The organism is Oculatella sp. LEGE 06141 (assembly GCF_015207605.1).
GTDB lineage: Bacteria > Cyanobacteriota > Cyanobacteriia > Elainellales > Elainellaceae > Oculatella.
Map to the genome: position 1 here is coordinate 1 of NZ_JADEWO010000102.1, position 13,918 is coordinate 13,918.

Consider the following 13,918-nt stretch of genomic DNA (forward strand, 5'->3'; position numbering starts at 1 on the left):
GTTGTGGGGGGCGATGTTGGAGCAGGTAAAGTGGTGGGAGGTTGAGTGGGTGACGGTTGAGTTGTGCCACCAGGGGTCAATGGTGGTTGGGTCGTATCGTCGGGCGTGGTTGTTCCAGGGGGTTGAGTTGGGTCAGGCGACTGAGTGGTGCCAGGAGCCTCTTGGGCTGAACCGGGGGTTGTCTGGGAGAAACCTGGCGCGATCGCCAGCAGGCTCAATCCAGTTAGGCCAGCGAAAAGTGCGACCGAGCGCACCAGGTTTAAATGAATTAGACGGGTTTTTCTTGACATCATTATTAATGGTGTAAAGGAGTGTAACACCACTCACCTTAGGGAAGGCGGTAGGGACTGCCTTCTACCCTCAGAACTATTTCTAGGGTCACAAAATTATCGAGCCTCTATTTTTTTGGCATCCAGAGTCAACCGGATTAACCGTCATAACTGAATCCTGGTGATCTTTAAATCAGGATTAGTCGTGATGGCGATCGCTGAAACAAGCTGCATTTTCCGGAATTGTCATCAGCCGATCGTATTAGTGAACAAAGCTCAACCCAAAACTGTATACATCAAGTCAAGGAGTAATTGACCCATATCACCAATCCATCGTCCCGAGTCTATTAAATTAATCAGGCAATGATGCAGATTGACTAGATGTTAGAATTCGCTCCTGACATTAGGAACAGAAGCACCATTGCCGTAGTTAGTTCGTATTAGCAGCATCCACAAAGTAGATGGTTCCGGAATGGCTATGCGCGATCGCTTCACCTGATAATGGGTGGCAATGGGTCGTGCGTGTCGCTCAGCGTCAACCCTTGTAAAAGCGATTGATTCACGAAATACTCCCTCTAATAACCTCAATGAGTTCTTTACTGATTTTTCACCCTTTTTAGGAATCAGTTTGGTACACTCGATGTAGCTAATACAACACCTACCATTAGACTTAAATCTTTCGGACTTCAGGGAAACGCACTACCGCTCTAGATAATGACACTTCTACGTGGTTTTTTGGCTTGCTCAGGGCGTGCATTCTTGACAAACTCTAGTACCAAAACATAGGTAAACGTGGTGTTGCAATGCGAGATTGCTAGACCAAATCTGTTGTTGATTAGGCATCACTAAACCCAGATGCAAATGATCTGAGTAAGCTGCAATGCATGGAAGATGCAGGGTAATAATGCATGGAAGATGCAGGGTAATTCTAAACAGAATTCCGAGCTGCGACGGTGTGTGAGAATTAGTTTTCCAGGCAAAAACCGCAAAAGAAAGGCTGTTTGCTGTCGTTAATTTATCCAAGGTTCAACCCTATTGATTTTTCCTAAGAACCGAATTTTGCAGTCATGTAAGCATTCAGCAGCAGCGTAAAACGCCGATTAGCAGAAGCAGTTTAGCTACTGTATCTAATTCGGCAGTAGAACCGATTTGCTAGATGCAACATGTTCACTGTCAACTTCTAAATTGAACCAAAGCAGATCCAAATGAACACCATGTCTACGGCTAACTATCGACCGTTTCAAAAATTGCATCCATTGAGCTTGTTAGCACAAGTGATTAGTCGTAACACCAATGGTTGTTTGCAAGTCTCTAGCGGATCGGCTTCGTGGCTACTGTATCTCGATCGCGGCAAACTGATTTACGCTTCAAATTCTAAAGATCCGTTTGAACGGCTCGATCGGCATCTGCGTCATTTAAGCCGCCAGGTTCCCTCGCTAGTCAGCGCTATTCGTGTTCAGGTGCGCTTACTCTTTGAAACCCCAGTCGAGAAAGAATCCACCACCAGTTCCGACTACCAGGCCATTTGTTGGCTGGTGGAACAGCAGCATTTAACCTCGGCTCAGGCGGCCACTTTAATTGAAAATTTGGCAAAAGAAGTGATTGAGTCCTTTTTGTTGGTCAGAGAAGGAAGCTACAGATTAACCGATCAGGAAATTTTGGAAGGGTTGCCTAAGTTTTGTCGGCTCGACCTGCGTCCCCTGGTTGAACATTGCCAAAACCAATTGCGACGACGACATGCCGCCGGACGAGCGCCTGCTGTGCCAAACCAACGGCCTGCGCCTATTGCCCAAAGCAAAACTAAGTCATCAACAGAGTTAATTCAAAAGTTAACCGCAAAAGAAGGTCCGGTAGCGGCTCCTCCTCCGACAGAGGTTGAAGTGAAGCGACCTGAACCGATCGTTGCCCGAAACAACTACACCATTGCTTGTATTGATGATAGCCCCACGGTTTTACAAGCGATCAGTTCTTTTTTGGATGACAGTAACTTTTCGGTGCTGATGATTAATGACCCGATCAAGGCGCTGATGCAGGTGGTTCGCAGTAAACCCGATTTAATCTTACTGGATGTTGGAATGCCCAACCTGGACGGTTATGAGCTGTGTTCAATGCTGCGGAAGCATCCGTCTTTCAAGGATACGCCTGTCATTATGGTGACTGGATTGACTGGATTCATCGATCGCGCCAAGGCCAAGCTGGTCGGCGCGTCTGGTTATTTAACCAAGCCGTTTACCCAATCTGAACTGCTCAAAATTATATTCAAACACTTGAACTAGCATGGCTGACTAGCATGGCTGACTAGCATGACTTGGCGAAAGCACCTGCACCAATTGATGAACTATTGATGAACTGAGGTTCTCTATTCTTCTCATGTCCTATCTTAATCAACCATTGATCGTATCACTAGAGAGTATGCACAGGTTTGATTGCATTAGTTTATTGTACCAGTTGTACCAGCCATCCTGATGACTTCATACAAGGGCTGTTTCTATTAGTGAGAAAAGGATTAAGTAAACATGAGCATCACGATAATGGGCACGATTTTGATTGTTGAAGATACTCTCTCGGAGATGGAATTGATGAGCCATTACTTAAAGGAGAGTGGATATGCAGTCATCGGTGCGGTGAGTGCTAAAGAAGCATTGGCAAAAGCCATTGAGCAAAAACCAGATGTCATTATTACCGATGTGGTAATGCCCGGAATGAGCGGGTTTGAGCTGTGCCGCAGTTTGAAGAAAAATCCAGCAACCGAAAAAGTTCCGATCATTATTTGTACATCTAAAAATCAAGAAATCGATCGCCTCTGGGGCATGAAGCAAGGGGCGGATGCGTATGTCACCAAGCCCTTTACTAAAGAGCAACTGCTGCGGGCTGTCAAATCAATGGTGGGCTAACTCGATGAATACCTCAGCCCTTGCCCCACTATCTAACCGCTCTCAGAGGGGCGTAGGCGACGCTTATCTTAAATTTTACGTTGACGAAAAAACGCCTGCGGTTGTTGCCATGAAACATGTGCAGGAAGTGCTAACCCTGCCGCCGCAACGATTGACAGCGATGCCAAACATGCCAACCTGTGTGCTGGGGCTGATGAGCCGACGCAGCCGTGTTATGTGGGCTATTAGCCTTGCAACCATGCTGGAAATGGCGAGCGCCAATCCCAATATTAAGGCTTACAATTTGATGATTTTACGAATTGGGCCAACGCCTTTAGGAGTGGTTGTACAACGGGTTGAAGGCATTCAGTGGGTTGACCCCAATAGCGTTGAATCGCCCTATGAAGCGGTTACTCCAGGATTGCTGCCTTACTTGAAAGGGTGCATTTTACAGCCCAAAGAGGTGTTGCTGGTGCTAGATGCAGAAGCGATCGTGCAGTCGCCCATTTTACATAACCATTAACTTTTGTCCTGTTGGTGAGGTTTTACTCAGTTCACGTTCCCCTTGATTACAGTGAGATTGCTCTAATGGTTCACCAAGCTGACTCCACGCCTGATGTTGTAGATGACCGTCTATCCCTGTCAACATCACCAACCTCTGTGGCTCATTCTTCTCACCACGAGACAGCCCACCCGTCTCCTGCTCCTGTAGATTATTCGCTTCACCCCGATGCTCTTGATCTTGAGGTATCGGCAAACGGTGTTGAACGGCCACTCGCTGCTGCGGATGTGGGCGGGGTCAGTCTACGTCGGCAACTGGTGACCACAATCTTACCGGGTGTATTGATTCCCCTGGGTGCTGCTGGCTTGTTGAGCTATGTTACCACCACCCAGCGGGCGGCTGAACAAAACAAGAAAATGCTGGAAGGCCAAGCGGCCTCTGCAAGCGAAACGACAAGCCAACTGTTGCAAGATGCCTTGAAACTGCCGACCATTGTTGCTACCGATCCGGCAGTCATTGAATTTGCCAGAAATAGCAGCCAGGCCGCCGCTACAGCAGGCATTCCTCAAGTGCCAACTGCACAATTGGAACAACGTTTTTCGGCAACCAAGCTGCTGCGCCCCAACCCACCGTTAAACGACTATTTACGCAGAACGGCTGATATTGGCCAGTTTGACGAGTTGCTGATCACCGAACAGCACGGGTTCAATGTGGCCTATAACCGCCCCACTGCTCGATTTGTCCAGCAAAATCAATCGTGGTGGCAGCGAGCCAAAACTGATTTAGCTCCGGTGGTGGAACTGCACGTCGATCCAGCAACCCAGAGCGCCAGTGTGAACCTGGTACATGCGATCGTGGCTCCGAACTCCCGCGAATTTTGGGGAGTAGCACGGGGTAAAATTTCGATGGACTATTTCAACCAGGCACTTCAACGGTTGGGACAGGCAGACCTGAGCCAGACAGAGCAGGTACAACTGGTCGCCCCAAGCGGTGATGGCGACCTGGTCACGATCGCCTCCATTGGTTCAGAGAGTGACACGTCAGCCACCGCACTGGACGACACCGTTCAACAGCAAGTTTCAGCGCTGCTACAACAGCGACAGTTCCAACCGACCGACCCAACTGGCGATCGCAGTCTCGTCACCACCCTGACACAAAACGGCAAACACTATGCCCTGTCCACGGTGCCTGGAACAAACTGGGTGGCGATCGCCTCGGTTAACGAAACCTCTGGCATTGCGGGCGATCGCGAGTTGGCGCTGACCTTCACAGCCATCTTTTTACTGCTGGGAGCCATGACCTCTGGTGTCATTTTGCTGGTAGCAAAACGGTTATCCCACCCAATTGACCAGTTATCTCATACGGTTGAGCAGGTTTCTGCCGGAAATCTCAACCTCTTTACAGAACCGCGCGGCTCGCGGGAGACGCGGCAGCTCGCCACTCGATTCAATTATTTAGTCAGCCAGGTTAATACCTCGCTGCAACAGCAATCTGCGGCACTTCAGCGGGCCCAATTGCTCAGCAACATTACAACAGCAGCCAATCAAGGCAATCACCATGATGTCTTTGCCCTGGCTGTTCAAGCCGCCAAATCCCAGTTGCAAGCGGATCGGGTTGTCATTTATGCCTTTGAAGCAGACTGGAGCGGCAGCATTGTAGCAGAAGCGGTCGAACCAGAATGGCCGCAGGCGTTAGGGAACCAAATTACCGATGCCTGTATCCCAAAATCTATCCTGGAAGAGTATAGCCAGGGACGGATTGCTGCCACCAGGGAGGTGCAAGCAACCAACTATTCGCCCGCTCACAAACAATTGCTGGAACAGCTTGAGGTAAAAGCCTCTTTGATTGTTCCTATTGTTTCGGGTGGGGTGTTGCTGGGTCTATTAGTGGCGCACCAATGCTCTGGCCTGCGAGACTGGCAAGAGGATGAAGTAACCTATCTGCGCGAGCTAGCATCGCAGGTGGGGCTGGCGTTGACTGGAATTACGCTGCTGGCTCGCAAAGCAGCTGAGGTCGAGCGGGCTCAAATTCTGAAAGATGTGACGCTGCGGATTCGGCAATCGGTTAACGTGGAAGACATTCTGCAACTGTCTGCCGATGAAGTTCGGCGCGTGATGAAGACCGATCGCGCCCTCATTTATCAGTTCAACCCAGATTGGCAAAGCGGTGTTGTGGTTGCGGAAGCGGTAAAAGGGGGATGGACGAAAGCCTTTGGGCAAGTCATTCACAATCCGCTGACGGAAGGAGATCTCGATCGCTATCACGGTGGCACTGTTTGGAGTTCTAAAGACACCCAAAATGATGCGATCTCAGACCGTCATTATGCTGCCCTGGAGCGGTTGCAGGTTAAGGCCGTTATAGCGGCTCCAATCTTTAGAAACGGGCAGTTGTATGGGCTGTTGTGTGGTCATCACTGTGCAACGCCTCGGCAATGGCTAGAAACGGAGGCAGACCTATTAACGCAGCTTGCAGTACAAGTTGGCTTTGCGCTTGATCAGGCAGACCTGTTAGAGAAACAGGCCGCCGCTGCCAAACAGGCGCGACAGCTCAGTGAAATTACAGCTCAGGTGAGAGAGACGCTACAACCCGCCCAAATTTTCAGTGCAGCGGTGAACGGCGTGCGGCAAGCCCTGGAAACCGATCGCACTTTGGTTTATCTATTTGGGCATCAGTGGCAGGGTAAGGTCGTGTCAGAGTCGGTCGCAGATGACTGGTCTAGCGTGTTGGAGACGACCATTCCCGTCCCCCATTTTGCGGCTCGATACATTGAACATTATCAATCTGGACGAATTCAAACCCTGACGACGATTGAGGAAGCCAGCCTCACCGACTGCTACATGGGTGGGTTTGCGCCCTTTGAGGTGAAAGCCAATCTAGTGGCTCCAATTCTGGTGGGCAAGCGGTTGGTGGCCTTGCTCGTCGCTCATCACTGCTCGGAACCGCGACAGTGGCAAGAGGCCGATGTAACTTTCTTTAGACAGGTCGCCACCCAGGTTGGCTTTGCCCTCGACCAGGTAACGGTGCTGAAGCAGCAAGCCGATGAGGCAAAACGAGCCAGACAGATCAATGAGATTACATCTCGAATGCGAGAATCGAGCGATCGCTCTCAAATGTATGGAATCGTGACCAGGGCTCTACGGCAAACACTGAAGGTCGATCGCGCCATTGTTTATTTGTTCGATGCCCATTGGAACGGCAAAGTCGTGGCCGAGTCGGTGGCCGAGGGCTGGCCGACTGCGCTGAAAGCAAGCATTGCCGATCCGTGCTTTGCCCAAAGCTATGTCGAGAAATATCGCCAGGGTCGTGTTCAAGCCGTGAGAAACATTTATGAAGCCAATTTAGACCCATGCTATCTGGGGCAGCTAGAGCCGTTTCAGGTAAAAGCCAGTGTGGTCGCACCCATTGTGATGAGCGATCGGCTGTTGGGCTTGCTGGTGGTGCATCAATGTTCGGGGACGCGATCGTGGCGCGAATCTGAAATCAATTTCCTGCGGCAAGTTGCCATTCAGCTTGGCTTTGCCTTAGAGCAGGTTCAACTGCTTGAACAGCGAGAACAATCCCGCATTGCGGCTGAAGCGCTATTGCAGGAACAGCGGCAGCAAAAAGAGGCGATTCAACAACAGTTGATCAAGCTGCTAGAAGAGGTGGAAGGAGCCTCCAGGGGAGACTTAACCGTGCGAGCCGAAGTCACCGTTGGCGAAATTGGTACCGTTGCCGACTTCTTCAACTCCATTGTGGAAAGCTTGCACCAAATTGTACTGAACGTTAAACACTCGGCATATCAAGTTAACGCTTCCCTCATTAGCAGCGAAAAAGCGACCCGCTCCCTGGCGGAAGATGCCCAGCAACAGGCGGAAGAAACGACGCGCACCCTTGGCTCGGTGGAAGAAATGACCCTCTCGATTCAAGAGGTCGCTTCACGAGCCATACGAGCGGCAGACGTGGCTCGTAGCGCATCGTCAACCGCCAGGGCTAGCGGTACTGCCATGGATTTGACAGTACAGAATATTCTTAGCCTGCGGGAAACCATTGGGGAAACGGCGAAGAAAGTAAAACGCTTAGGAGAGTCATCGCAGCAAATTTCTAGAGTGGTGTCTTTAATCAACCAAATTGCGCTGCAAACGAACTTACTTGCCATTAATGCTGGTATTGAAGCCGCCCGCGCCGGGGAAGAGGGGCAGGGTTTTGCGGTGGTGGCCGAAGAAGTGGGAGAACTCGCTGCCCGCTCTGCGGCTGCAACACAGGAAATTGAATACATCGTGGAAACCATTCAGCGGGAAACCAGCAAGGTTGTGGAAGCAATGGAGTTGGGCACCACTCAGGTGGTAGAAGGAACCCAACTGGTTGGAGAGGCTAAAACTAGCTTGAATCGTATTCTAGAGGTATCGGATGAAATTGACGGACTGGTGCAATCTATTTCAGAGGCGACCGTGTCTCAAGTTCAAACCTCTAACGCTGTCACCAGTTTGATGAAGGAAATTGCGAGGGTGTCTGCCCACACGTCTAATGCCTCGCTGCAAGTGTCTAGTTCACTCCGACAAACGGTTGATATTGCTCAGGAGTTACAGGCATCAATGGGCACGTTTAAGGTTAATGCTGAGGCTTAGGGGATGGCACACGACAAAGAGCTTGAGATACAGAGACAGTTTCTTGATGAAGCGCAAGAGTATCTGGATACATTAGATTCAGCTCTGCTGGGGCTTGCAAACAGCCGTATTGATCCGCAAAAGATTAATGCAGCGTTGCGAGCGGCTCACTCCATCAAAGGTGGAGCGGGGATGATGGGATTCCACAAGTTGAGCCATTTGGCTCATCGGCTGGAAGACTCTTTTAAGGTACTCAAAATTCAAAGAGATACACTGGATGTAGATTTTGAGCTGGAAGGTTTGTTGCTGTCGGCGGTTGATTGCCTGCGCTGGGTGATTCGCAGCGATCGCGACGGTGCCCCTGTGACTCAAGCCTGGATCAATGACCATGCCACTCCGGTGTATGACCAATTGCATGAGCGGTTGGGCGATCCCCAGGAAGAAGATGCGGCGTCGATTCTCTCTAGTGATGAAGGGCAGGACATTATTCCCCTTCTGTTTCAAACGGAAGTGGAAGGATGTTTGCAGCGGCTAGAAGCGGTTCTGGCTGACCCTGAGAAACCCTGCCTACCCGAAGAACTGACGATTTTGGCGCAGGAGTTGGGTGGGTTGGGCGAGATGCTACAACTGCCAGCCTTTACGCAGCTTTGTAGCTCGATTGCCGCCCATGTGACCACTACCCCACCCGACCAGGTTGAAACGGTTGCCCAAGCGGCTGTAGCGATCTGGCGACGATCGCAAGCGCTGGTTTTAACGGGCAACCTCGATTCGTTACCAACGGCACTCGAACCCATAGAGGTTTCGGCTCCACCGCTGCTCTCGATCGCGTCATCCGAATTGATGATGGAATCTCTGGAAGAAGAGTGGCAGATTCCACAGGAAGCAACGGAGGGTTGGGATCATGCCGTTGATGAGGCAGAACTAGATGCTTTCTTAATTCAAGGCCACACCGACTGGCCAGCCCTTACAGACAGCATCGATTGGGAGGCATTGACGCAGGAAGAAAACGAGTCAGAGTGGCTAACGATCGACGATGACGATGAGACGATCGCCGAATGGACAGAATTAACGGCTCCCACACCGAATTCAGAGTGGACTAACATCATTGAAGCCGAGGAGATCCCAGACAACCGGGAGATAGAGGCCGAGGTTTTTGAGCCTGACGCGAATGCTACGGTGGCTAACTCGGCTGCGTCTCTGCCAGCGCTCGATTCTGCTCCAGAGATGAGGGCAACCGACTTTCGCGTGCTGGAAGTGAAGCCCGATCCAGAAGGCGATTTGTCTGCGCCAGCCGATCAAGATGTGACAGTTCGTGTGTCGCTCAAGCATCTTGATCAGCTCAACGATTTGATGGGTGAGTTGACCATTGAGCGCACCTCCCTCGATTTGTATCTCAAACGAATTCGTGGCCTGGTGAGTACCCTCGATCGCCGGGTGCGAGTCCTCGATCAATCTAACGTTCAGCTTCGTTCTGCTTACGATCGCGGCGCAATTCAGGCGGCGGCTTTATCCGATTCATCGCCACTGATGGGGGTAGCCCGTTCCCGTGAATCCCGCTATAGCACAGTGTTCAACGTTATTAGTGGGGCAGAGCCGACAACACAGAACAAAAGCAGCACCTTTGATGTGCTGGAAATGGATCAATACAATGAGCTGCACTTGATGGCGCAAGAGATGATGGAAACCATCGTCCAGCTTCAAGAAGTAACCAATGATATTGAGCTGAGCCTGGATGATACAGACCAAACGGCTCGTAACTTAAATAAAACGGCAAAGCAGCTTCAGACGAAGCTGAACCATGTTCGGTTGCGGCCTCTTTCCGATCTGGTCGATCGCTTTCCACGGGCGTTACGCGAACTGTCGTTGCAGCACAATAAGCCCGTTGAACTGAAGATTCACGGAGCCGAAACGCTGATCGATCGCAACATTTTAGAAACATTGAACGATCCGTTGATGCACCTGTTGCGGAATGCCTTTGATCATGGCATTGAAAGCCCTGAAATTCGCAGCACTCGCGGCAAACCAGCAACAGGAGTGATTGAAATTAGCGCGGCTCAACGCAACAGCCGCACGATCGTCACAATCAGTGATGATGGTGGCGGCATTTCGCTCAGCCGTATTCAGGCGAGAGCCGAGCAAATGGGGCTAGATCCGAGCCTGCTGGCCGATGCGACGGATGAAGAACTGCTATCGCTCATTTTTGAACCAGGCTTTAGCACCAATGAACGAGTCACAACCCTTTCGGGGCGAGGGGTTGGCATGGATGTGGTGCGGGAAAGTTTGCGAAAAATTCGGGGTGAGATCAAGGTTGATACTCGGCTGGGGTTGGGAACTACCTTTACGCTTTCGCTTCCCTTTACTCTCTCAATTGTGCGCGTGCTGTTAGCCGAAAGCAATGGCATGATCATGGCGCTGCCGACCGATGCGATCGAAGAAATGATCTTGCCCCAGGATCATAAAACAATGACCACCGACAGCGGTCTGATCTGGCAGGGTAACCCTATACCGCTGGTGTACCTATCTCGCTGGATTCAGTTTAACTGCCCACAGCATCGGGCTGGGTTTGAAGATGAGCCAGCGATCGTTGACCCAACCATCTTAATTGTGAACCAGAATACTCAACCCATCGGTTTGCAAATCGATCGCAGTTGGGGAGAGCAGGAAGTAGCGATTCGTCAGGTGGAAGGAACATTGCAGATGCCTTCTGGTTTTACCATGTGTACCATCATGGGAGATGGTCGGGTGGTTCCCCTGGTTAACGTTCCTGATTTGCTGCAATGGATCAATAGCTGTGAGCGATCGCACAGTTTAGCAGAGACCGAACCTGGTTCCCCAGTAATGGGTTCATCGCGCCGCTTAAGTCTCAAGGCGGCATCGCCCTCTTTGCCTGCGAACGGTAAAAACACTGTTTTAATCATTGATGATTCAATTAATGTTCGTCGTTTTCTAGCGCTCACCTTAGAAAAAGCTGGATATTGGGTTGAACAAGCAAAAGACGGCCAGGACGCGCTGGATAAGCTCAAGGCAGGGCTGCAAGTTCAAGCCGCCGTTTGTGATATTGAAATGCCTCGCCTGGATGGATATGACTTCCTGGCTCGGATCAAAGCAATGTCTGGCTTAAAGACGCTACCCGTGATCATGTTGACTTCTCGCAGCGGCGACAAACATCGTCAACTTGCGATGAGTTTGGGTGCCACCGCCTATTTCTCGAAACCTTATAACGAACAGGCTTTATTGCAAACGCTAGAACAAATCATTTATGCATCAACTCAATCGTGATGAGAAGGAATACAAGGTTTAGTACTAATAAATTGATTTTGTTGAATTAACTTCAGAGAGATTAAACTGTAGGGATTAATGTATGAGTTGAGAACTGAGATGGTTCGCCCCCTTAACCTTGCTCTCAGTGATACCCAACGGCAAGAATTAGTGCAAATTCGCGATCATGATCCGCGTCCTTACATGCGCGAACGGGCTGCAGCCTTATTGAAAATTGCGGATGGCTATTCAGGGCTACAGGTTGCCCAAACCGGGTTGTTGAAACCTCGCGATCCCGACACTGTTTACACCTGGGTGAGGCGTTATCAACAACATGGCATTGCCGGACTGGTGATCCGAGCCGGACGAGGGCGTAAACCTACCGGATCATCGTAGTCGGGATGAAGGTGTTCTGATATACAGCCATTTTCATTTGCATTCACCACACTTCAAACCCTACACCCACCCTGGCGAGACTGTGGCTGACTCGATTGAGAACTGCTGTAAATTGCTTCTACCGATCCAGAATGCGATTGAGAAGTTTGACTTTGAATTCAGATAGGGCTGGATAACCAATCGATCGCGGACGCGAGACTGGCACCCATAAATCCAGGTCAATGCCGCCGTCTTTAATGACAACGACGCGATCGGCTAGATGAACGGCCTCTTCCACATCATGAGTAATTAAAATTGCGGTAAATTGCTGCTCTTGCCATAGGGTTTGAATTAACTGCTGCATTTCCAGGCGCGTCAATGCATCTAATGCACCGAGCGGTTCATCCAGCAACAGCAATTGAGGCTGGCCGACGAGGGCGCGTGCCAGCGCCACCCGTTGTCGCTGGCCTCCTGAGAGGATGGTTGTCCAGTCTTGGGCGCGATCGCTCAATCCCACCTGTTGCAATGCCCATTGTCCCCGCCGTTGCCCGTCTCGCCTTAACCCCAGAGCGACATTATCGAGAACCGATCGCCACGGCAACAATCGAGCGTCTTGAAACATGATCCGGGCGGAACGATTCAGCCCTTTCAACGGCTGACCATCCAGCTCAATTTGCCCGTCGGTTGCGGGTTCCAGCCCTGCCAACAGGCGCAAAAATGTACTTTTGCCGCAGCCGCTGCGACCGACCACCGCAATGAACTCACCGGGTTCAATTTCCAGATCAATGCCTTGCAAGACAGGTTTCTTGCCAAAGGTTTTAGTCAAATTACGAATACTCAGATGGGTACCATATCGCGACTCTGGCCGGGAAGTTAAACTCGTCGGACTTTCGACTCTGTTCATTGAAATTCTCTCCAATCGATTCAGAACCTATCAGAACATGAACTACATTTGTTGGCTGGGATGCCAGGGAAGCCACCAGCGCTCCAGAAGCCTGACGGCAGTATCCGCTACTTTTCCGAGCAGGGCATACAGCAAAATGCTTAACACAACCACATCCGTTTGCATGAACTCTCTGGCGTTCATGGCCATGTAGCCAATACCGGAATTCGCGGCAATGGTTTCTGCCACAATTAACGTCAGCCACATGAGTCCCAGGGCATAACGCAGCCCGACCAGGATATTGGGCAATGCTCCGGGTAGGATAATCTGCCAGAATAGATCGCGCGATCGCAGCCCATACACTTTGCCCATTTCCACCAAATGCGGATCAATGGAACGGATGCCGTGGAAGGTATTGATGTAAATAGGAAAGAAAACACCCAAAACCACAAGGAAAATCCGGGCTTCATCACCAATACCAAACCACAGAATCACCAGCGGAATCAGTGATAGGTGGGGCACATTCCGAATCATTTGAATCGAGCTATCTAGCAACCGTTCTGCGGTTGGGGATGCACCGTTCAGCACTCCCAATCCCAGGCCAATGCTGCCACCAATGATGAATCCCAGCATCGCTCGCCATAAACTAATGCTGACGTTGCGGAACATTTCACCGCTGATCGACAGCCGAATCGCCGCTTCTACAATTTGAGTGGGGGCTGGCAGAATGCGTGTAGTAATGAAGCCAAATTGAGCTAGCAATTGCCAAATCACCAGCAACCCTAGCGGCACAATCCAGGGAGTGATTTGTTGCCAGGGAAGCGATCGCTCCCACGATTTTTCGGATACAAAGTTGGGTGCTATTTGCATAGTAGTGTCCGACTCCATTCAGTTGCAGGATAGTCTACAGCGGCGAGAATGCTTGGTCTGCGGCAGGTTTAGCTGGCGCTGGTTGGAATCCGGTCATTGCCCATAATCTCTCCAATTGGACTCATCATCCGGCTCGGTGCGGGCAACGATACATTAGACAGCGGCAGTTTCGGGAACAGCAATTCCGCAACTCGATAGGCTTCTTCCAGATGGGGATACCCCGAGAAGATAAAGGTATCAATGCCCAAATCGGCGTATTCCTGTATGCGGGCAGCAACGGTGTCGGCATCTCCTACTAGAGC

At 50.7% G+C, this 13,918-nt stretch carries 8 protein-coding genes and 2 pseudogenes; 6 read left to right on the plus strand and 4 right to left on the minus strand.

Annotated elements, in window-relative coordinates; translation table 11 throughout:
• Positions 1 to 293, minus strand: a pseudogene (locus IQ268_RS30845) (hypothetical protein); the annotation flags it as partial.
• 1,181 nt (positions 294 to 1,474) lie between these two features.
• On the opposite strand from IQ268_RS30845, the gene IQ268_RS30850 reads away from it, so the two are divergent.
• The 6 genes from IQ268_RS30850 (at position 1,475) to IQ268_RS30875 (ending at position 11,884) form a co-directional block, all read left to right on the plus strand.
• Complete coding sequence (locus tag IQ268_RS30850; protein ID WP_193887116.1) at positions 1,475 to 2,545, plus strand: response regulator; 1,071 nt, start codon at positions 1,475 to 1,477, stop codon at positions 2,543 to 2,545.
• A 240-nt stretch (positions 2,546 to 2,785) separates the two neighbouring features.
• The gene (locus IQ268_RS30855) at positions 2,786 to 3,163 is read left to right on the plus strand and encodes a response regulator transcription factor (protein WP_193887118.1); all 378 of its coding nucleotides are present in this window, start codon (positions 2,786 to 2,788) and stop codon (positions 3,161 to 3,163) included.
• Positions 3,164 to 3,167: 4 nt separating this feature from the next.
• Positions 3,168 to 3,665 (plus strand): chemotaxis protein CheW, encoded by a 498-nt coding sequence (locus IQ268_RS30860; RefSeq protein WP_193887120.1) that lies wholly within the window; start codon positions 3,168 to 3,170, stop codon positions 3,663 to 3,665.
• A 65-nt stretch (positions 3,666 to 3,730) separates the two neighbouring features.
• Complete coding sequence (locus tag IQ268_RS30865) at positions 3,731 to 8,251, plus strand: GAF domain-containing protein (RefSeq protein WP_193887121.1); 4,521 nt, start codon at positions 3,731 to 3,733, stop codon at positions 8,249 to 8,251.
• A 3-nt stretch (positions 8,252 to 8,254) separates the two neighbouring features.
• The gene (locus tag IQ268_RS30870) at positions 8,255 to 11,509 is read left to right on the plus strand and encodes a response regulator (RefSeq protein WP_193887122.1); all 3,255 of its coding nucleotides are present in this window, start codon (positions 8,255 to 8,257) and stop codon (positions 11,507 to 11,509) included.
• 99 nt (positions 11,510 to 11,608) lie between these two features.
• Positions 11,609 to 11,884 (plus strand): helix-turn-helix domain-containing protein, encoded by a 276-nt coding sequence (locus IQ268_RS30875; RefSeq protein WP_193887123.1) that lies wholly within the window; start codon positions 11,609 to 11,611, stop codon positions 11,882 to 11,884.
• Positions 11,885 to 12,002: 118 nt separating this feature from the next.
• Here IQ268_RS30875 and IQ268_RS30880 read toward each other — a convergent pair whose 3' ends face one another.
• The 3 genes and pseudogenes from IQ268_RS30880 to IQ268_RS30890 form a co-directional block, all read right to left on the minus strand.
• Positions 12,003 to 12,767 (minus strand): ABC transporter ATP-binding protein, encoded by a 765-nt coding sequence (locus IQ268_RS30880; protein ID WP_193887124.1) that lies wholly within the window; start codon positions 12,765 to 12,767, stop codon positions 12,003 to 12,005.
• A gap of 42 nt (positions 12,768 to 12,809) precedes the next feature.
• Complete coding sequence (gene ssuC / locus IQ268_RS30885; RefSeq protein WP_193887125.1) at positions 12,810 to 13,616, minus strand: aliphatic sulfonate ABC transporter permease SsuC; 807 nt, start codon at positions 13,614 to 13,616, stop codon at positions 12,810 to 12,812.
• Between the two features lie 68 nt (positions 13,617 to 13,684).
• Positions 13,685 to 13,918, minus strand: a pseudogene (locus IQ268_RS30890) (alkanesulfonate monooxygenase); the annotation flags it as partial.

Coding starts and splice junctions, on each gene's coding strand:
- IQ268_RS30865 (WP_193887121.1), top strand. CDS start 3,731: ATGGTTCACCAAGCTGACTCCACGCCTGATGTTGTAGATGACCGTCTA.
- IQ268_RS30855 (WP_193887118.1), top strand. CDS start 2,786: ATGAGCATCACGATAATGGGCACGATTTTGATTGTTGAAGATACTCTC.
- ssuC (WP_193887125.1), bottom strand. CDS start 13,616: ATGCAAATAGCACCCAACTTTGTATCCGAAAAATCGTGGGAGCGATCG.
- IQ268_RS30870 (WP_193887122.1), top strand. CDS start 8,255: ATGGCACACGACAAAGAGCTTGAGATACAGAGACAGTTTCTTGATGAA.
- IQ268_RS30880 (WP_193887124.1), bottom strand. CDS start 12,767: ATGAACAGAGTCGAAAGTCCGACGAGTTTAACTTCCCGGCCAGAGTCG.
- IQ268_RS30875 (WP_193887123.1), top strand. CDS start 11,609: ATGGTTCGCCCCCTTAACCTTGCTCTCAGTGATACCCAACGGCAAGAA.
- IQ268_RS30860 (WP_193887120.1), top strand. CDS start 3,168: ATGAATACCTCAGCCCTTGCCCCACTATCTAACCGCTCTCAGAGGGGC.
- IQ268_RS30850 (WP_193887116.1), top strand. CDS start 1,475: ATGAACACCATGTCTACGGCTAACTATCGACCGTTTCAAAAATTGCAT.